Here is a 21,143-nt window from a genome sequence, read left to right on the forward strand (position 1 = left end):
ATACATAAAAACAAAAAAACTATTCTCAGACAGTTTTTTTATTATTAGCTTTTTTGTAACAACTCATCTTATTAAATCTTGACCTAATATTCCTGTTACTTTAATTTATAAAAACAACTAACATCAAAATTCTATTAAAGTTATACTAATTATAGAGGTGAGTTTATGAAAAATGAGCCAAATAATAAAAAAACTGTCCCATTATGCAAAAAAAATAAATCCCAAAAAATTACCAACGAGCAGTGGCATGCTATTATATATAATGATTCTTCTTATGACAATAAGTTTTATTATGGAGTAAAAACGACAGGTATTTTTTGTCGTCCCTCATGCAAATCTAAAATTCCTAAAATAGATAATGTGAAGATTTTTAAAAATGCACAAGAAGCATTATCTCAAAATTTTCGCCCTTGTAAACGTTGTAAACCAAATGCATTAAATTTACCTAATGAGGAATGGATAAAATATGTTACAGATTACATTGATAAGAACTTTGATGAACCTTTGACATTAGAAAAGTTGGCCTCTATATCTCATGGAAGCCCCTTCCATTTACAACGTACCTTTAAAAGAATTAAAGGATTAACTCCTATGGAATATATTCAACAAATCAGAACTTCAAAGGCTAAGTATTATCTTGAGCAAACCAATTATTCAATAATAGAAATTGGACTTACTGTAGGTATACAAAATACAGCATATTTTTCTACATTATTCAAAAAGAAAACTGGATACACACCTAATGAATATAGAAAATTACACCAAAAGTGAAAATCAATAATTTTGACTTTAAATAGAGTTCACTAAAAAATCCAATAAGAGCATTCGTTTTATTTCAAAAAGAATTCCTTCAATTTTGATTTGCAACTACAGAATCTTTACTCCCTTTTCAAAAATCGACTTTCACTCGTAATTCCATAATTACAAAGCTTTGTCGATAAATATTTTGTAGAATTTTCTAAAAAATGAACAAATTTTGGATATAAATGATAAAATTTTTAAAAAAAGGTATTTTCCTCGTATTGTCTCTGGTATCTTAGCAAGTTTCATTAACAGATATATTAGTATGCAGATAGTGATAACTAAATATATTGAAGATGGAGGTCGTTGATTATGATTAATAACAATGCACTTTTAACTCTTGATGTTAACTTACAATTAGATATTCAGAAAGAGACTATCATTAAGAACGGTTTACAATTATCTCTCTCAAGGATTCAATTTAAGTTGTTATTTTATTTGGTATGTAATAAGAAAGTTCCTATATCCAGTGAAGAATTAATACAATATGCTTGGGGCACAAATGATTATATTACTAAAGACGAATTGTATGTATATATATGTAGGCTCAGGAAAAGGATCGAAGATGATTTTAAAAATCCTAAATTACTTTTATCTATTCGCAGAGTTGGCTACATGTACTATCCGCCCCAGTTTGTAGAATTGAATAGCAAAATTTAAAAAGAATTTTTTATATTAATCATGTTACCCTTTTATAAAAGGAGTGATTTTATGGGAAATAAATCAATTACACTGTATCAAGCAATTGCTCTGTATATCGCTGCAATTTTGGGTTCTGGGGTATTATTTTTATCAGCAAGTACTGCTAATATAGCTGGACCTGCATCAATCATTTCGTGGATATTTATAATTATTTTAAGCTTCCCTCTTGCATATACCTTTGCTTGCTTATCACGATCTTATCCTGATGCAGGTGGTGCAGCTACTTTTGTAAGAATGGCTTATGGAAATCATATGGGTAATTTAATAGGTTGGTTTTATTTCTTCTGTGCTGCAGTAGGACAAATCATAGTCTCTCTAACTGGTGCTTTTTATGTAGGAATCGCTTTTAACCTATCCAACGGTATGATTACTTGTTTAGCATTATTTATCTTATTAATGGGTTCAATTTCTAACTATTTTGGTGTACAAACAAGTGGTAAATTATCTTTGATTTTGAGCTCATTATTAATTGTTTTATTGCTAGTAACAATATACTCTTCTTTCGATAAGTTTGAGTATTCTAACTTTAAACCATTTGCACCTAATGGGATAATTTCAATTGGCACAGCTATGACAATGTGTTTATGGTCTTTCTTTGGCTGGGAAGCAATATGTAACCTTGCAGATAAGTTTGTAAAGCCAGAAAAAGATATTATTAAAGGGACGATTATTAGTGCAGGGATTATAGGCATATTGTTTATTTTATTAAGCCTAATCACTATTGGCACTAAGACATATGGTAACCTTGAAAGCAACCTCTCTCCCTTAGCACTATTAATGCAAGATTCAATAGGAATCGGTGCGAAATATTTAACTGCTATATTAGCTTTTATTATTTGCTTAGGTACCGTCAACGCATTTATTGCTAGCATAACACAACTAGGTTTTGCTTTAAGCCGTGATAAAGCATTTCCAACTTATTTTTCTGAAATAAATCAACGTACTCAAACCCCCACTCGTGTAGTAGTATTTATTTTCGTCTTTGCATCTATAGGTGTGATAACAATAAGTACATTAAAAATATCTTATGTGGATCTGTTATTTATCCCAAATTCATTAGGCTTAATGGTATATATTTTTTCATCAGCAGCTGGTATTAAACTTTTCAAAAAAGGTACACTACAAAAAAAAGCTGCTTTAATATCTTTAATTTTATGTCTTTCATTAATCCCTTTCTTTGGTATATACTTCTTTGTACCACTAATAGTAGTAATTCTTTATTTTATGTATATAAATTACATGCGAAAATTGGCTAGTATAAATCAAAATTATTAGTTCTATTACACCATTAACTTTTTATACACTTTACACAATAAAGAACTCTTTTACTTCTTATAAGAAGTAAAAGAGTTCTTTATTTGGATAAAATAAGTTTATCTATAGAAATATAGTTTGTCTTTATTTCTATTTACTACGGAAGCGGTTTGAAGCTTATCAATAGTTTGTTGTTGTTTCACATTTTTTTCTTCAAGCATGCATTTCTGCTCATATAAAGGTAATAAATAAGTTTGAATAATTTTTTCTGCTGCAACTAATGAAGAATCGGATACATCTATAACACTTTTTATTTCTTTAACTATCTGCTTATTAATCATTTAACACCTCACTACATCCATATTGAACCTTTTACAAAAGTATTCATACATATATATTCTTCGTACCTTCAGCGGTATAAGTGTACTGAATAAATTCGCGATGCAGTAATTGTAGAGTCTTAAATAGAAAGCTTGTTGAAATTTTTATTGATATTACATTTTCTTTTGGAATCACTTGTAATATAGGTATTAGATGTGATGACAATGTCTTCTTAATTGCCTCCACTATATGATAATGATTACCATCAAAAATACCTAATATATTTACATTTACTGTTTTTCTACTTTTATTATTGTATTGAATAGCAAAAACGTTGTTTTTCCTCATATTATCTTGTGTAGAAGTTGAAATTTTTGTACCTATCTGCTTAGTTAAAGTCATCCGGACATTGATAGGTATCCCTTTCCTCTCTGCCCATTTTATTGATTCTGCATTTATAATTTTAGCCCCAAACTTAGCCATTAGATAAGCATTTTTATATGAAATCTGTGGTATAACCATAGCTTCATTTATAATAGCTGGATCTGTAGTCATAATTCCTTCTACATCAGTAAAAATGTCTATTTCATGTGCATCTAATGTATATCCTAAAGCTGTTGCGGTTGTATCACTTCCACCACGGGACAGTATTGTTACTTCCTTTTCTGGTGTGTGCCCCTGAAACCCTGCAATTACTGGAATGTAACCTTTTTTTATATTTTCTAAAAGACAAGATGTATGGATTTTTGTTATAGAGCTATTAATGTATTTTTTAGAGGATGTTTGAATTCCTGCTCGTGTGCCTGTTAAAGCTATAGATTTTATACCTGCACTATTCAACATACTACTAATTACGACACTTGAAATTATTTCTCCGCAAGATAACAATAAAGCTTGATCATGTTCATTTATATTTACGCTATTGCTTCTTAAAAATTCTAACAATGTATCAGTTGAATAAGGATCTCCTATTCTTCCTATTGCGGAGACAATGATGACTGGGTTAAAGCCTTGTTCAATGGTTTCCTTAATTAGAGAAACTATATATTCCCTTTTTCTAAAGGTATTTATAGAGGTTCCTCCAAATTTCATGATTCGTATGTTCATTATCCCACCCACTTAAAAGTAATATTAATTTGTTTATTGCATTACTTTTTTTGTTTCACAGAACCAATTTTTTACGACGTTTATATTAGTGTTATCAAATTTTATTTTTTCGATATTTTCCCAATTAAGATTTTGATTGGAAGATACATCTACTCCTAGCGCTTCCTTAAGGGTCATCGAAAAACTTGGAAGTATAGGTTGGGCAAAATAAATTAATGCTTGAATCATATACCCTAAAGAGGCTAATCTTTGTAAATAAATTTTCATATTTATATCTTTTACAGGAATTACTTGGGTGTCTAAATAATCCTTACATATTTGTAAATATTCGTGTAATACTTGGCTAGCCTGCCGCAGACTAAAGTGATTAATATCATAAAAAGATTCTAGAGATTTTTTTGCCCAACTCACAGTTGCTTTTGCTTTGAGGTCAATGAAATCATTAAATAGGCTTAAATCCATGGAAGTTTCCTTTATAATTTCAATAAAGGTACTAATTGTATTAAACCAAGTATCTTCCAATTCATTTTTTCTAATTTGATTGAAATCTTTTAATGAGAAGTTTGTTTGGGTGTGTTCCGGATTTGTACGACAAACATAATAGCGTAAAGAGTCTGCCGGTACTTCTTTTAATAAATCACTGCCCCATATTGCATGCTCTCTACTTGTAGAGAATTTTGCGTGCTCTAATAAATAAAACTCATTGGTAATGATGTGCTCAGGTAATAAATAACCTTCGTCTATTGCAAAACATGTTGCTACATGCAAAACTGCATTAAAGAAACTGTTGTCATAACCAAGAAATTGTACAAGTGTTGCATTATTTTCACACAAGTTCTCCACTGAAAAATTACTATCATTTAATTGTAACCATTTATTTGTAGTTGCTATATGTCCTGGATACATTTCAAACCAAACATTAATACACTGGTTTGTATATCCCTTAATTGGTACTGGTATACCCCATTTAGTGGGATATGTTACAGGATAATCAGGAATAGGTTTTGAAACAATCCAATTGCATAATTCCTTGAGATGAGGCCTCCAACTAACTCTTGAATTATAATATTCCACCAGCTGATCTCGGTAATTTTCTAATGGAAAAAACATCCCTTTGTAACTGCTAATTGTTGGTGTTTCCCCACACAGACCACAAACCGGATTAATAAGCTCAATTGGATCATTAATTCTACCACAGGCTTCACAGAGGTTTCCTGAAGCTTTTTCGTTACAAAATGGACATTCACCCTTTATAAAAGATTCAAATAAATACTGATCGCAATTATTACAAAAGTGTATTTCTTTTTGCTTTTCGACAAAAACTCCTTTATTGTATAATTTCTTAAAAATACTTTGGACAAATTTAATATGCTCTTGATTGTTTAAAGAATTGGAAAAAATGTTGAGATTTATAAATGCGGCACCTAAAGTATCTTGCACTTTTTTTGTATAATATTCTACTAATTTCTCGGGAGTCCATCCTTTTCTTTTAGCTGTTGTTGCTATATAAGTTTGATGATCATCTCCACTCGTTGAGTAAATTACATTATTTCCTTTCATTTTTTGAAATCTACTAAACACATCTGCTGCTAAATATGGTCCAGATAAATGTCCAATGTGTAAATCCCCATTAGTCGTAGGGGGAGTTGCGGTTACAATAAAAGTTTTCATTTATAATCCCTCACTTTTTATTTGTTAAAAAACTAAAAAGCAATATAAATTATTGAAAAAAATTAAAATAAACATCTTATTCTATTAATTATCGTGCCTCTAGTAATGCCCCCCACCAAATACATAAAAATTCTAAAGACGTGTCACCTATATTTTTTATTGTATGAGTTGAAAATGGCTCAAAATATATAATATCTCCTTTTCCGACTATCTTTTCTTGTCCATCAACATTAATTATTCCTTTTCCGCTAAGAACAATAAAGGTTTCCTCTTCATCATGATGATGTGGGTTAGTTTGCTCCCCTGGTTCTACTATTGCCCAAGCTGAACCGAAAGGTTGTTGTTTTGTAACATGCCATGGAAATAATCTGCGAAATTGTGAATTATATTCGTTTGTAAAACTATCCTTAGACACAGGTTGGTAGTCAATTAATCCCTCATTCTGCACACGCTTTAGTGCTCTGCCCAAATATAAATCAACAAAGTCTTCCTTATAATTTTTCAACAATCCATTTTTAACTATTTCTAGATATTCTTTAGATGGCATTGCAAGGGGGGCATGATTTTCAAGTTGTAGTGTATAGACTGGCATAGAACCATTATCTATTTTTGCTATATTTTCTTTTAAAATATACCCATGTCCATTTTTTATAAGATCATCTATTTGTTCCGTTTCTATTTGATACGCTATACCATAGACTCCTCCACCTTGTTGTGGGATAATTGTAGATGTTCCCCCTCTAAAATCCTCATGGTAACCTGTAAAAGTATAGATGTAATTTTCTAAAACAGCTTTTTTGTAATTTTTATATCCACCAATATCTTTAACCATTTGTTCAGGATTCGTACTAATACCATAGGCAAAAAACCAAGGCATTTTAAAAACTCCCTTCTTTTAAGGTAACAGAAATAAATTCAGATGATTTTATTTGATAAACATCCCATGGGAAATTTTTCAGATCCCCTCTATCATCTAATTGAATATTACCTAATAAAGTAGATTTCGTTCTCAATAAAGAACTCATTCTATTAATACATTCTTTTATTCCCTTTCTTTGTAAAATTGGTAATGTACTCAATAATAAACTTGTTGCTACATAACTAGTTATGGAATAAGCTCCTACTTGAGTACCACTTATATTCTTATAATTCTTAGAAAAAGTGTCGTAATAACTATGATTATTATTTCTTCCTGTTGAAACTACATATAAATTTTCATTATTATTTTTTAATTCTTTGGCAAATTCATCTATAAAACAGTCATCTCCCAAAATTATTATCCCTCTATAGTCTACCTCTTTTAGTTTCCTTAGAAATTCTAGAGCACTCTGATAGATACCAGCAAAAAATATGATATTAGATCTTTTTATATTTAAATCATTAAAATTGATTTGTACATCCCATTTTTGCTTTAGTATTGTGCACCCCTTTTTCTTGGATAAATACTTCTCAACTTGATTCGATAAAGAGCGCCCATGAATAATGTCTTCCCATATTATTGAAACATACTTATTTGTACAATTAAAATTTACAATAAAATCCACAACTTTTTCGGCTAAATAATTATCTTTTCCACAAATCCGTAGAACATTATTGTATTCTTTCTCTGTTAGGGAAAGTTCTGTAGAAGCTGGCGCTAAATATAAAATATCATTTACATTATATATAGGTGCTGCTCTTAGAGCTTCTGTACTACTTAGATGCCCAATTACAGCTTGTACCCCCTTATTGACTAAGCGCTCAGCTGCTGAGATATCATTAATCCCTGAAATACTATCATCTTCCCAGAATAATTCTATCTTGTGTGATGGATTATCTTTTATCCAGTCATGTATAGCTAAGAGACTACCAAAACATAATTCATAAGTATGGAAACCTTTATTTCCACTTAATCCGAGTCGGAAAGACGGTAGGCTTTTATCCTGTTCTGGCAAAATTAACAATTTATGAAAATTAGGTTCATTATTATCAATTACCATTTATTCATAGACTCTCCTTGCTTCCATGTATTTAGATTGATCTCGACGTATTAAATCAGGATTATAACCATTTGTAACAGATACATAATAAGCCATTAATTGAAGGGGAATTATTCCAACCAAAGCACTAGTCAAATCTTCACAATATGGTAATTTTATTACTCTAGTTTTATCTGTTTCTATAAAATCTTGTGAAGCGAAAATTACTATTTTACTATTAACCTTTTCTGCTGCTCTTATTAAATCATTAATTCTATTAATAACACGTAAAGGTGGTGATATAATAGTGAGTACGGTATTTGAATTACACATAGGTAAATACCCATGTAGTACTTGTTCTATATCTATGCCAATTGCAGGTGAATAGCTAGTTTCTACAAATTTTAATGCGGCCTCTCTTGCTAAAGATTCGCCTACTCCAGTTCCTGCAAAAATCCAATTGTTAGCAGGCTGTAGTTCCCTCGATAAGATTGAAACTTTTTTATCAATTGACAAAATTGTTTCCTCAACCAACTGAGAGATTTTTTCGAATTCCTGTTTGATGTTAGATGATATATTTTTTACTCCATAGTATTTAGATAACTCATAAAACAAACTTAATATCGCCCCTATACTTACTGTATAACTAATTGTATGAGCTAACGACTTTTCAAAAGGATATCCATTACTTATTACATGATCCGCCTTTTGTGCAGCACTGCTTTCTGGGAATCCTGTAATTAAAATAGTTTTTGCTTTTACGGCCCGAACATTTTCTAATGCTTTTAAAACCATTGTTGTTTCACCAGAATGTGATACCGCTATGACCACATCTTCTGAACTTATATTCCATGGATGATGAATTAATTCAAACGCAGGAACAGAACGAATCAGATTTACATCTTTAAAAATCATTCTGGAAATATATTCACTTGTCAAGGCTACGTGATACGAAGTTCCACAACCTGTAATAAATACTCTCCTACAATATTTTATTTGATTCACTATTTCTATGATTTGCTCATTATCAATAAAACAGTTATTAAGATTGTTCAAATAACGTACCTGTTCACAAATTTCTTCGTACATATAATAAGGATGCGCTTGTCGAATATTTTGCATTACATACCTCCTCATACTAAAGAACATAATTACATATAATCATACCTATATTTTCCTTTTATTAGTTTACTCTCAAAAAAACGTTCCAATTGATAAGGTTGTATTTCTGGTTGTTTTTCTTTTGTTAGTATTTCCTTTGCAACAGCCTCACCAACTGCAGGAGCAATTTTAAAACCACCTCCACTAAAACCTACAGCTAAGTATACATTCTCAATCTGGGGACACTTCCCAATAATAGGGTGCTTATCAGGTGTATAACCATCAAAACTTACTCGCCCTCCTATAGGAAAGAAATTTTCTAAAAAAGGTAGACGTTTCTTTATTTTATTTTGTGTATAAGCTATATTTTTTAAAGTTGGAACACTATTTTTATTATTTGGATCTACATCCCATTGATTATGAAACATTCCAATTAATATTTCTTTCTCTGAAATCGGACGAAAATAAGTACCAATAGTATCGTCAATATGAGTTAATAATTTTGTTGAAACTTTGGAATCTACTCTTGATAAAAAACAGATGCCAATTTGTTTTGAACGTAAAGGTAGGTTTATGTTGTGTTTCTCTAATATTTCAGTTGCCCACACATTGTTGGCAATTATTATATTATCTGCATACAAGCTTCCAATGTTAGTTTCTACACCAATCGCTTTTTCTTTTTGGATAATCAATTTGTTTATACGGACTCCTTCTCTCAATAACACTCCATTTTCCAATGCTTTGCTTATAAAACAATGAGTAGTTTTTATTGGATCTGCGTAACCACTATGTGGTTCAAATGCTACTAATCCTATTCCTTCAATAGAGGATTCAGGTTGTATTTCTTTATATTCTTCTGGAGACAACAGTTTAATAGGTACGCCTATTTCACTTATCATACTTACATTGTGTGTAATTTCGTTTTTAAATTCCGGGCTAACAATCATTGCAAAACCAGTTTTATTAAAACCGCAATCTCCACCTATATTTTCATTCCATTTAGAATAAATTTGTAAACTTTTCCAAGCTAGTTTGCTTTGAAACGAGTTTGTATGATGCATTCTCAGAAGGCCGCCAGATTTACTGGTAGCCCCTATTCCTGGTGGTCGTGATTGTTCACATAGAGTTATTTTCCCTACATGATTTTGAGATAAATAATATGCAATACTTGCTCCAATTATGCCCCCACCTACTATCAAGATATCACTATGACTATTCATTTTTCTCTTCCTTATATTGTAATAATGCAGAAGAAAATATTGATACGGCATCTTGTACGTGTAACTTATTTATGATTAATGGAGGAATCCAACGAATAACATGATCCTGTGTTCCGCATGTCAAGAGTATTAATCCCCTCTCAACACATAACTCACGAATCCTTTTAGCTGTTTTTGAATCTGGAAGACCTTCATGATCTAGAAACTCACATGCTATCATAAGACCAAGTCCTCGTACATCCGAAATGAACGGATAAATTTCCTGAAGACCTTTTAAATAATTAAGTATAATCTCCCCTGTTTTTTTTGAATTTTCCACTAGGTCCTCTTCTTTTAAGACATTGATAGTTTCTATTGCAGCTGCAGCTGCTAATATATTTCCACCATAAGTCCCACCATGAGAACCAGTTATCCATCTACTCATTAATTCTTTTGATGCAGCAATTCCACTAAGAGGTAAACCTGATGCCAAACCTTTTGCAATTACTAAAATATCTGGTGTAACTTCAAAGTGCTCCATTGCAAATAATTTACCTGTTCGTCCAAATCCAGTTTGAATTTCATCAAAAATTAATAGAATTCCATATTTGTCACAAATTTCTCGTAAACCTTGAATAAAAGACTTTGGCGGAATAACATATCCACCTTCTCCTAATATTGGTTCTATAATCATTGCAGCAGTTTCCTCTGGAGAAGTTTGAGTTAATAAAATATGTTCTAATTCCTTTAAACATCGTTTTGTTAATTCATCTGAGTCAAAATTATTTCCAATTTCATAAGGAAATGGACTAACAATAACCCCAGGCATTAATGGTTGATAAAATTTCCTATAAATGCTTTTTGCTGTAGTAACAGCCATTGCTCCTACAGTCCGCCCATGATATCCGCCTTGGAAACAAATAATATTAGTTTTTTTTGTCGCATGACGAGCTAACTTTATTGCACTTTCTACCGCTTCACTACCACTATTACTAAAGAAAAAGCAGTTTAACTCACTAGGAAGTAAATCGCAAAGTTTATGAGATAATTTTGTGATGGGTGTATTATAAAAAATAGTAGCTTGTGCATGTAGCATTTTTTCAGCTTGATGTTTTATAGCATTTACAATTCTCGGATGACAATGTCCAGTATTGGTAACTCCTATACCTGAAGTAAAGTCTAAAAATTCTTTTCCATTTATATCATATATATATGGACCTTTTGCATAATCAACATGTATTTGAGTAAAGTGTGGCCATACTGGAGATAGATGTTCAAAATTATTTAGTAAAGAGACTTCCATCAATTATTCTACCTCCTGTAATATTCGAGTATTTTTTAATTGTGATTGTATACTTTCTTGGATTTTTCCAGCTTTTACAGCCATCATACTAAAGGAAGCTGCATCACTTATTCCATGCGTTCTTTCAGTTAAACCATTTACATAAATTTTAGGTGTGAATTTCTCGGAAGTCTTAACTTCATAATTTTGACTAATAATTAAATCCTCATCTTCATCCAATTCAATATAGTTACTTAATGATTGTAATCCATTTGGGAATTTTTCTTCATAAAATCCAGTACATAAGATTATATAATCCACATCAAGTTGTAACTTTTCTTGTGTGTACATATCAGTTACATTCAGTTTAAATGATTTATCTTTTTCAGCTATAGTAGTTAACTCCGAATTATTAATAACTTGAATTCTATTTATTCCCTGAATACCTTCTTCGTAGATTTTCCAATATAAAGAACGACTTACATCAGCATCAACCGCAGAATAGTTTGTATGTTTTATTTTTTCAAACAAATATTGTTTCTTTTGTTTTGGTACAGAATAGAAATAATCAGCAAAATAAGGGAAATATACTTCATTACTAAAGTGACCTAAATCATAAAGTCGAAATCCCATACCACGATGAATAGAAGTTATTTTTGATTGTGGGAATCGTTGCGCAAGATCTAATACAATTTCAATAGCATTTTGTCCTGACCCAATTACAGCGAATGTAGGTTGTTTTTCTTGAACTGTTTTAATATGACTTTTATAACCACTTGAGTGAAATACTCTCTGGCCAACAAATTCTTTACAAATTTCGGGAATGTTTTTTCTTCTACCTGTACTTAAGACTATATTTCGTGCTTTAAATTTTTTTATAGCCCCAGTATTTAAATCTTGTGTGGAAACTTGAACCATTTCTACCGCTTTAGTTTCTGATGATACAATTGGCTCAACATTTAAAAATTTATGTCTATAAAGAGTATTTTCTGATACTTGATCTGCAACCCACTTTACGTAATCCGACCATTCAATTCTTCCAGGATTACTTGAAAATTGGCCAAACGTAAATAATCTATCTTTTTCCTTTAAATACATCGGAAAAGTATACCTACTTCTTGGATTACGAGGTGTAGCCAAGTCTCTGAGGTAATGATGTTGAATATCTGTTCCCGGTAGTAACATTTCCGGCATCCAAGTGGAATCCTTGGCTTGCTCTACAAATAAACATTTTAAATTTAAATAATCAGAAGGATTTCCCTCTTCAAAATCCTTCATGGCAACAGATAGCGCAATACCTGCCGGCCCAAATCCTATTCCAATAACATCGTAAATTTCTTCATTTAGAAAATCCATTTAAATATACCTCCTATTAATTTAATAAAGAATATTACATTTTGATATTTTTGTATTCCCTCCTCTCATCCTTATACTATCAAATAGCTAGCGAAATAAACCTTTCACTTCATTAAGGTTTATTTCGTATACAAATCTAATAAAATTTCATTAAAAACTTGTAGAAATTCAAGTTTATTAATTTAATTTAAGATTTAATGCTTTTTTACATTCCACAAATGGTTTTTTTTGGTATATTATAGGTGTATAGTGTGGATAATTAATTAGGAGGGTGAATGATATGTTTTATAATCGAGTGATTACCATGGCTTTACCTTCTCTGAATGCTATTTCATATTTAGAGGTGTACCAATTAGACCAAAGATATTTAGATAAGGTTTTAACTTTATCACAGGAATTTCAAAAATCTTTAAATATTGAGGATTTTAGCTTCGATTTTCAAAAAGCTATCGAGATTACAGATTTTTACGACAATACTTTTGTAACAAATAGTATAAATCATACTATAAAAAAAGAAGGGGTTAGTGTTGGCAAAATGATTGACACTATCTATTTCGCTGTTAACAACCTCCTAGAATTATCAGAACATAATAATATTTTTCGTTCTAGGGTGTTAAATACTATAACTAACGCTTTTTTAAACCTTTCACATCAAGAAAATGAATCTTACTTTTTCTATTATCAAAAAGATAATAATCAAACTAGTTATCGTTACCATATTTTTTTAGCAATTCAAGAAAATAACGAAAATCTTTTCTTGAAAATAGTTCCAATTTCAATTGATGTAACAATAAATTCCAATATTGAGGAAATAAAAATTTTAAACACCCATGACATTAGAGATTTTACTGTTAATATAAAAGCAATAAACTTAGTGTTTTATGATATAGACAATCCAAATTTATTAAAAGATTTTAATAGAAGTTAACGTAATTGAACTAGAGAAAACGGCTGATGGTTGGAAAATTAGTAAATCAAAAAAAACGGTCTAGAATTCTAGACCGTTTTTTAGTTCCCTCAATCTTCTTCGAAATCACGTAGACTAGCAAGCAATTCTGTAAATGTTGAGCAAACAGGGTATATTGCTTCCTCTATGTTTTCCTCCTCATGCTCCCAAAATACTACTGTTGGTGATTCAGGATTGCTAAGGTAATCAAAACACAGATGATTCCCAAATGAATCCTTACCAAAGGGATATACTTTATTTGCTAATCTATCTTTTATATCATCATAAACTTGAATGATTGAATTTCTACTTTCTAAATCAAAAGTTAAAAGCTTACTAAATACATTCTCATCCTGTCCGGGTACATCAAATATTTTTGGTCTTGGATAACCACTATCATATTTTTTTACACATTCTACAAAATCCATAGGGAATTTAATATTGAAATATTGTTCTACTTTCTGAATATTTTCATCTGTAATTTTTTTTATTTACTCCAATCCAAGTAACGTTGTCATATATACTCCTCCTTACTTATCGCTTTCTTTTCCCCAAATTTTATATCCACCAGTGTGATCTGTTTTCCTATGTGTTTCATAATCCACAAGTTGCATTCGTCCTGCTTCTTGATGATGATGCCATGTATAATTTTCTGGTACCTCGCCCAGCTTAAATAACTCTATTTCTTCTTCTGTGAATTTTGCAGCTAGCTTAGGGTCTTTCATTATTTGTTCGTATAATGCTTTACTACATATTCTATCATGTGTTGGTCTAGATTTTTTAAAATCAGCTTCTTTTAATTTAACTTCAGAAACGGGTTTAAAAATAGGGAAACCATCTAAATCATACGGAATGCCTGTAACTGGATGTTTATTTCCTGCTAACTCACATCAGTGCCCAAAAATTAGATGCCTCAATTCAAGATATTTTAAATCAATACAACCTCTTTAGCCTTCCAAAACTATGGGGGAGTGGAAAAACAGCCGCCGCTGATGGAACAAAATACGATTTATATGAAGAAAACTTACTGTCAGAATACCATATCAGATATGGGGGCTATGGAGGAATAGCTTATCATCATGTTTCGGATAATTATATTGCTTTATTTAGCCATTTTATCCCCTGTGGGGTTTGGGAAGCTGTTTATATTATTGATGGATTGCTAAAAATATCCAACCCGATACGATTCATGCTGATACACAAGGTCAGTCTACCCCCGTCTTTGCACTTTCTTATCTATTAGGAATCAATTTAATGCCTAGAATTCGGAATTGGAAAGACTTAAAGTTTTTTAGACCAAGCAAACATATTCAATATAAACATATAGGTCCTTTATTTAGTGATGTAATCGATTGGAAGTTAATTGAGACTCATTGGCAAGATTTATTTCAAGTTGTTTTGTCTATAAAAGCTGGAAAGATACTACCCTCAACTCTTCTCAGAAAACTGAGAAGTAATAGTAAAAAGAATCGACTGTACCAAGCATTTCGAGAGCTAGGCAGAGTCATTCGAACGATATTTCTTCTTAGATATATCTCAGATATGAATTTAAGAGAGCAAATTACAGCTAGTACAAATAAAGTGGAAGCATATAATGGTTTTTCAAAGTGGTTATTCTTTGGTGGGGATGGAATTATTACTGAAAATGATCCAGTAGAACAAGAAAAACGTATTAAATATAATGATCTCGTTGCCAATGCAGTCATTTTTCAAAATGCCGTTGATATTACCATGATTTTATGGCAACTCAAGAGAGAAGGTTATCGATTCTCACGAGAAGATCTGGTTATGTTAAGCCCATATATGACGAAACATTTAAAACGTTTTGGCGATTATGTGATTGATTTACAAAACATTCCACAACCAATAGAAGAGAATATACCTGTATAAAAGATAAACGGGTCAAAATATGGAAATAAAAACCAGTATATGACCCGTTTTTACACGTATCTCGGCTGAACCCCGAGTAGAAGGAGCATATTTCGACATACCTTTCAAAAACATGCTCCTTCTAATTGATTAGTGTATTCTTTAATTTAAAAGTTTATATCTTCATACGTTTCAATAATATGACCATTTGTTGATTCTATTTCATTAAGTGGATCATGATTTCTTAACCCACCGAAATCAAGACCTGTTAAGTTTTCAATTTTCGAAACGGCTACTTGATATGTTTTATATTCGCCATATGCAAATTCCAGATTATCTATTAAATTTTTTTGAGATTGTAAATAAGCTGTAGCAGATAAATTACCATCTTGCTTAACTATTACAACTACCTTCCAAAATTCTGCTGGTATTTGTACTCCTCGATAAATCAAATCATCACTTCGGAATACTGGTCCGGTAAACACTGTTACTTTAAGGTTAAAGTTTTTAGCATTTTTCAAGATATAATCCTCTAGACCCAACCATGTCTCTTGATTTAATTTTTTATGTTGTGGTGAGGCATTTGTAAAATAGAAAGTATCTTTGTTTGCTTCTTCTGCAGAATTTCCCCACACAGGATCCCTTCTACGAACAAGATGTCCTCTATCAAGATCATTATCTATATATAGTTCATCACCGCACTGATATTTTTTATCAATACGAGGGTCAAAATTCCAGTCATCTTCACGGCCCACATTTTTCAAATTATTCCCATCAATATTAACTACAGTATAGTAAGCTAAACGACGTTTTTTACTCATAACAATCGAAAAATGTGTATAGTTTAATATTCTTTCTCCATTCTTGAGAAGCGCTATATCTAATTCAAGATCGGGACGTAATTTAGGATGTGAAACTTCATAATTATCACCTAAAAATTTAGTATCATGACCTGTCGAGTCTTTGTGCCACTCTAAAGGTAACTCCTCAGAAATTAACTCTCCAGTTGTGTTTTCAACTAATTCCCACGATTTTGAAAAATCGTCAAGTAATTTCTTCTTATCATCACTTAGATTTTGAGACTGATTCATAACAAACTGTACAATACTACTAATTCGTATTCCTTCGTTTGCTATATATTTTGTACTATCTTTTGGATCAGGAACTCCTGAATGATGAAGTGCAATAACCATCCATTCATCATTAAATACAGCTGATCCAGATGAACCTGGCTGTGTATCCGTTTCATAATGAATAAAATCATCAAATATATCTTGAACTTTATTCTCTCTATTCGCTACCATCTTAGGTGCACCTGAAGGATGCTGAATTATTGATACGTGCTCACCAACTAATATCTTTCCTTTATGCGGTAAAAGCGGTAAAAAATTAAAATCACTTAATTTCGCTTCGTCAGCAGATGTTTCTTCTACTGCAACTAATGTAAAATCAAGTTTCTCATCTGTTATAAAAAAACGATTTGGCGCTAAACGAAAATTTTTAATTTCTCTTTCTTTTAAATCTAACCCCAACTCATAATTGAATTGTGCAAGACTAAAAAGCGCAGCATCTTCATCTGCTAAAACATGATTATTTGTAAGGAGTAAAGATGGAGACACAAGAAAACCTGTACCATGTCCGCGAACCCTTCCAATACGATCGCGAACCTCAATTCTACAAACAGACTTAGCAGCTTTAAGTCCTGCTTCAAAGTAAGAGATAGGAAATAAATCATTTCCTTCAATAATGCGCTCTAATGCTAAGCCATCTCGTGGATTAATAATTGCTTTTCGAAAAGAAGCCCGTTCTGGTTTGCTTACTTCCAATGGATTTTTATGCTGTAATTCACTCTTGAGATGTTCACGTTTGTTTGAGCGTTCAATAAAGCGATTCAGAGCATTTTGTTGTTGTAAAGACATTAATTTCTGATTGAAAATTAAATCATTTTCGAATTGCATATTAGACATGTAGTTAGTCCTCCCAAATATACATTTTTTAATACCATTTGTATGAATATGAGTATCTTTTCTAATACTGTTTAATTTTCTTATAATAATAGTAGTAGCTCACTTCAAAAGTATTTAGAAAGTAGAAAGGGTACATTTGTTGAATAAATTGCTTATCTTTTTCCGAAAATGTCACTCCTCCAATAGCTTCAAAATCTCCAATTGTGTGCTCATTGGGTATCGTATAGAGCATTATTGATGTTGGATCAAATTCTGTGAAACTCGTTATATTTTTATCGTATCGATTAAATATGTTGTTATCAACATCTTCTTTTGACCAGTTATTTGGTGGGCCCATATAATACGTATATACAGCTTTTTATCCCAAGGTATTTTCGCACTCGGATTTTGATGCTCGTGAATACACCCCAGGGCATTTCCAAATTCATGTAATACCACTCTTGAGTATTCAACTTCAGGAGTGTCTGGTTGAAGCCAACCATAGTTCATTGTTGGCTCCTTCTTATCCACTTCCTTACAGGAGGTTCCAATATATGACCAACTACCGTCATTCATGTCAAATGCTATACGTATTTCTGCGTCAGGATTATTTCCAAATTCCAATTTTATATTTGCAAATTCTTCCCATCTTTTTGCATGTTTTTTGACTTTTTCTTTCACTTCAGGAAGCCCCTCTAAAAAACACACATTTATTGTTTGGCCTGGTACCCACTTATACTGATCAATAAGACTTATTTCCTTAGAAAAATTAGGTGGTATTTTATCAATGCATACTTTAACTGTTTTAGGCATAAAATCTAATCCTTTTTATATCGAAATTAAATGATTATTAACCTGGTTTTCATACTTAAAATAGAGTTTATATAGTAATTTGAGATACATTCTCTTAGTAACTATATATTTCTCTAAAATTTGCTCAATTTATAAGGGATACATCTTCCCTATAAAAATTTTATCTATTTCTGATAAAGAAGTATTCCAACCAATTTCAAAATCACCGATAGTTAATTCATTTGGCACAGGATATTGCATAATTGATTTAGAATCGTGTGGTGTAAATGAAACTCCTTGTGGATTGAGTTTAGCTAATACATTCTGGTCAACCATTTCTTTAGACCAACCACTATTCTCTGCATAATATCGATATACAGCTGGTTTATCCCAAGGTATATTTGCTCCTGGACTAGCTTGTTCATGTGATATACCTATACAATGACCAAATTCATGCAAAACAACACGAGAAATTTGTGATTCTGAGCTTGCAGGTGTTAAACCGGTTAAGCTCATAGTAGGTTGATTTATAGGAATTCCTAGATTATCAGTACCTACATAAGACCAGAATCCCTTATGTCGAAATGTAATACGTATTTCTGCATTTGAATCATCACCAAATAAAAATTTAATATTGGCGTATCTGCTCCATTCATTAGCATATTTTTTAACTTTTTCTTGTATTACTGTGTTCCCATCAAGAAAACGTACACGTAGAGTTCGACCACTCTTCCATTTTTTTGCTGTTATTAAAGCCATTTCATTATTATCAATGGCTTCCTTTGACACTCCATAGGAGTCGAGCGCATTATCCGGATTTTCTTGAATTGCTAAACGAGATGCTTCAATTAATTGATTATCATTTATGTTCATTTGCACGCAATGATCTAGCGCTTCATTATTTGACAAATTCAATCCTCCCAATTATACGATTTAAATTACCTTTTATATTATGAATTAAATAACAGAATTTTATTCTGAAAAAAAATCTATCTATAAGTTATTATTAAATTCATATACACAATTTATATTAAGATACGAATATATATTAATTTGAATAAAGTTTTATTTATATATTAATAAAAATAATGATAAATAGTTCTTTTCTACACTTTGAAAAGTTCCACATCTAATTCAGTATGCGACAATAGCATTTCAGTATTAGTTAAAAAATTCTTTTTTATTGATTCATCTTACAGTTATTTAGTTAAGTTCTCTTACAATTTATAGAGATTTTAAATATCGTTCGGCTGGATTTTTTTAGTACTACCTTTTGTGAAAGATCAAATATATCCGGAATCAAGTATTGTGCTATACAGTGTTGGCTCAGTTCTATTTAGTTCAAAACTAAATATGTATTTACAAGCATAAAAGGTTCACTACAAAAAGGCACACCTAGAGGTATGCCTTTTTGTTTAAATTTTTGTACTAACATTTCTTTCTTGGTTATAACATTATGGGGACTAAGTTTAAAGAAAAGGAAATGAAAGGAGTAAACTACTTGTTCCGTAATTTATTTGTATTTAAAAATAAATTTTATTTACAAGGGCTAATTATTTAGCTGGCGTGAACTGATTTTAGGCTCTTATAATAAGTATTTTATAGCAATTTATAAAATAGATTTATGCAATTAATTTTGTAACCAATTAAGTATTTTTTCTGATACAACAGGATGATTCAAATATCCATATAATTTATGGGGGTTACATTTCCCTTTCTCATCTACCCAAAATGTGTAGATTTCAGGCTCATCTGTAATACTTCTAATAAGATTTCTCTCAAGCATTTGATGAAAATCATCCTTTATGTCACCATCATGTGCTACAAAATCATCTACAGCTCGAATATTAATCCAATTCATAATGTTAGTTGGGTACATTCCATCATTTGGTTCGTTTGAATCATAGAGACTTTTTTTCACTGCAGGCTCGCCTAATGGATTACCTAATGTCATCCACAATGAAATTTTTTTCTCCCATAAATCTTTATATTCACTCATCCTTGAAAACTTCCATAAAACGTCATAAGATACCATGCATCCCATGCTATGTGATATTAAGGCAATATCATCATTTGCTAATAAAGATTCCCTTAAAATTGGTTGCAAACGTTCACGAATTTGCGACCCTACTACCCTGCTAGTTAGATAAGAACCTAAATCTGGAAGGAGTTTATTTATTACTTTTTGAGTTATTCCAATTAAAGATAAGAAGGGGCTCGCAATTGTAGCTAAATCATCACCAAATTTTATAATTTCTTGTTTTTCAATTAATCGATCATAATCTTCTATTGTGTGCTTTTCAAGGGGTCTTTTTATTAGTTTTTGTAAGGGTTTGTTGTAAGTATTATCTGGAACATACCAATTATCTGAAATCCAAACGAGTTCTTTTTTTAATTCCGGTCTATTTTCCACCAATATTTGGTTTAAAATATCACCATAGTATACAACCGTTACTTTTACATCACCAACTTCAATTGCTTTTGCCATTTTTTTATTTATTCGCTGGATTCCATTTATTAGAGCGTTATTAACTAAAGTTTGCTTTATAGATTGTTGTGGTTTTGTAGATCTTCCATGAATAATGATTATATGTTTTTTTCTTGTCATAATTATCTTTCTCCTGTTGCACAAAGCTATAATGCGAAAGTGCAAAAATTTGTAGTTAACTAAAAAACTTTAACTTTAAGATGTTTCTAAATAAAAAGAGGCACATCATATCTATAATGTGGTATTATCCCCTATAGGTAGACAGTAAAAAAAGAGTCCATCTGATATGATGGACTCAATACTGTTTTATCTGGAGGGGATTTTTTTATGGCAAGAAAAGGACAATCATT

The 21,143-nt window shown here is 31.2% G+C and carries 17 protein-coding genes and 3 pseudogenes; 5 read left to right on the forward strand and 15 right to left on the reverse strand.

Going from position 1 to position 21,143, the window contains the following annotated elements; all coding sequences use genetic code 11:
• Positions 1 to 165 precede the first annotated feature (165 nt).
• From MR143_RS15635 to MR143_RS15645, 3 genes are all read left to right on the forward strand, one after another.
• Positions 166 to 771 (forward strand): bifunctional transcriptional activator/DNA repair enzyme AdaA, encoded by a 606-nt coding sequence (locus MR143_RS15635; protein WP_000787313.1) that lies wholly within the window; start codon positions 166 to 168, stop codon positions 769 to 771.
• Between the two features lie 342 nt (positions 772 to 1,113).
• Positions 1,114 to 1,461 carry a winged helix-turn-helix domain-containing protein gene (locus MR143_RS15640; RefSeq protein ID WP_050426822.1) on the forward strand — a complete coding sequence of 116 codons (348 nt, stop codon included), beginning with the start codon at positions 1,114 to 1,116 and terminating at the stop codon, positions 1,459 to 1,461.
• A 51-nt stretch (positions 1,462 to 1,512) separates the two neighbouring features.
• The gene (locus tag MR143_RS15645; RefSeq protein ID WP_000527239.1) at positions 1,513 to 2,778 is read left to right on the forward strand and encodes an APC family permease; all 1,266 of its coding nucleotides are present in this window, start codon (positions 1,513 to 1,515) and stop codon (positions 2,776 to 2,778) included.
• Between the two features lie 98 nt (positions 2,779 to 2,876).
• Here the strand turns inward: MR143_RS15645 and MR143_RS15650 are convergent, their stop codons facing one another.
• From MR143_RS15650 to MR143_RS15690, 9 genes are all read right to left on the reverse strand, one after another.
• Positions 2,877 to 3,098 (reverse strand): hypothetical protein, encoded by a 222-nt coding sequence (locus MR143_RS15650; protein ID WP_000608855.1) that lies wholly within the window; start codon positions 3,096 to 3,098, stop codon positions 2,877 to 2,879.
• 43 nt (positions 3,099 to 3,141) lie between these two features.
• Positions 3,142 to 4,185 (reverse strand): amino acid kinase family protein, encoded by a 1,044-nt coding sequence (locus MR143_RS15655; RefSeq protein ID WP_242280857.1) that lies wholly within the window; start codon positions 4,183 to 4,185, stop codon positions 3,142 to 3,144.
• Between the two features lie 33 nt (positions 4,186 to 4,218).
• The gene (locus MR143_RS15660) at positions 4,219 to 5,856 is read right to left on the reverse strand and encodes a methionine--tRNA ligase (protein ID WP_000846733.1); all 1,638 of its coding nucleotides are present in this window, start codon (positions 5,854 to 5,856) and stop codon (positions 4,219 to 4,221) included.
• An 88-nt stretch (positions 5,857 to 5,944) separates the two neighbouring features.
• Positions 5,945 to 6,733 carry a cupin domain-containing protein gene (locus tag MR143_RS15665; protein WP_001145763.1) on the reverse strand — a complete coding sequence of 263 codons (789 nt, stop codon included), beginning with the start codon at positions 6,731 to 6,733 and terminating at the stop codon, positions 5,945 to 5,947.
• Position 6,734: 1 nt separating this feature from the next.
• Complete coding sequence (locus tag MR143_RS15670; RefSeq protein ID WP_242280858.1) at positions 6,735 to 7,835, reverse strand: branched-chain amino acid ABC transporter substrate-binding protein; 1,101 nt, start codon at positions 7,833 to 7,835, stop codon at positions 6,735 to 6,737.
• Complete coding sequence (locus MR143_RS15675) at positions 7,836 to 8,936, reverse strand: SIS domain-containing protein (protein WP_033703451.1); 1,101 nt, start codon at positions 8,934 to 8,936, stop codon at positions 7,836 to 7,838.
• A 29-nt stretch (positions 8,937 to 8,965) separates the two neighbouring features.
• Positions 8,966 to 10,135: an NAD(P)/FAD-dependent oxidoreductase gene (locus MR143_RS15680; RefSeq protein WP_001084263.1), complete on the reverse strand. Its 1,170-nt coding sequence runs from the start codon at positions 10,133 to 10,135 to the stop codon at positions 8,966 to 8,968.
• Positions 10,128 to 11,417 carry an aspartate aminotransferase family protein gene (locus MR143_RS15685; RefSeq protein ID WP_061885017.1) on the reverse strand — a complete coding sequence of 430 codons (1,290 nt, stop codon included), beginning with the start codon at positions 11,415 to 11,417 and terminating at the stop codon, positions 10,128 to 10,130. The genes MR143_RS15680 and MR143_RS15685 overlap by 8 nt, the downstream gene beginning before the upstream one ends.
• 3 nt (positions 11,418 to 11,420) lie before the next feature.
• Positions 11,421 to 12,752, reverse strand: coding sequence for a SidA/IucD/PvdA family monooxygenase (locus MR143_RS15690; RefSeq protein ID WP_000346903.1), 1,332 nt, complete (start codon positions 12,750 to 12,752; stop codon positions 11,421 to 11,423).
• A gap of 280 nt (positions 12,753 to 13,032) precedes the next feature.
• On the opposite strand from MR143_RS15690, the gene MR143_RS15695 reads away from it, so the two are divergent.
• Positions 13,033 to 13,680: a hypothetical protein gene (locus tag MR143_RS15695; protein WP_000499738.1), complete on the forward strand. Its 648-nt coding sequence runs from the start codon at positions 13,033 to 13,035 to the stop codon at positions 13,678 to 13,680.
• Positions 13,681 to 13,769: 89 nt separating this feature from the next.
• Here the strand turns inward: MR143_RS15695 and MR143_RS15700 are convergent.
• Positions 13,770 to 14,220 (reverse strand): annotated as a pseudogene (locus MR143_RS15700) (SMI1/KNR4 family protein).
• 8 nt (positions 14,221 to 14,228) lie between these two features.
• Positions 14,229 to 14,585: pseudogene (locus tag MR143_RS15705) on the reverse strand (HNH endonuclease); the annotation flags it as partial.
• On the opposite strand from MR143_RS15705, the pseudogene MR143_RS15710 reads away from it, so the two are divergent.
• Positions 14,585 to 15,588: pseudogene (locus MR143_RS15710) on the forward strand (transposase); the annotation flags it as partial. The pseudogenes MR143_RS15705 and MR143_RS15710 sit on opposite strands and share 1 nt — an antisense overlap.
• Positions 15,589 to 15,734: 146 nt before the next feature.
• Here MR143_RS15710 and MR143_RS15715 read toward each other — a convergent pair.
• The 4 genes from MR143_RS15715 to MR143_RS15730 form a co-directional block, all read right to left on the reverse strand.
• On the reverse strand, positions 15,735 to 17,534 hold the full coding sequence (locus MR143_RS15715; protein WP_000069116.1) for a DNA/RNA non-specific endonuclease: 1,800 nt from the start codon (positions 17,532 to 17,534) through the stop codon (positions 15,735 to 15,737).
• Between the two features lie 264 nt (positions 17,535 to 17,798).
• The gene (locus MR143_RS15720) at positions 17,799 to 18,326 is read right to left on the reverse strand and encodes a M12 family metallopeptidase (protein ID WP_003304220.1); all 528 of its coding nucleotides are present in this window, start codon (positions 18,324 to 18,326) and stop codon (positions 17,799 to 17,801) included.
• Between the two features lie 129 nt (positions 18,327 to 18,455).
• Positions 18,456 to 19,214 (reverse strand): M12 family metallopeptidase, encoded by a 759-nt coding sequence (locus MR143_RS15725; RefSeq protein ID WP_000069205.1) that lies wholly within the window; start codon positions 19,212 to 19,214, stop codon positions 18,456 to 18,458.
• A 721-nt stretch (positions 19,215 to 19,935) separates the two neighbouring features.
• The gene (locus tag MR143_RS15730) at positions 19,936 to 20,913 is read right to left on the reverse strand and encodes a hypothetical protein (protein WP_202822883.1); all 978 of its coding nucleotides are present in this window, start codon (positions 20,911 to 20,913) and stop codon (positions 19,936 to 19,938) included.
• Between the last annotated feature and the right edge of the window lie 230 nt (positions 20,914 to 21,143).

The sequence above is a fragment of the Bacillus cereus group sp. BfR-BA-01347 genome (genome assembly GCF_022663835.1).
In the GTDB taxonomy this organism is placed as follows: domain Bacteria; phylum Bacillota; class Bacilli; order Bacillales; family Bacillaceae_G; genus Bacillus_A; species Bacillus_A thuringiensis_K.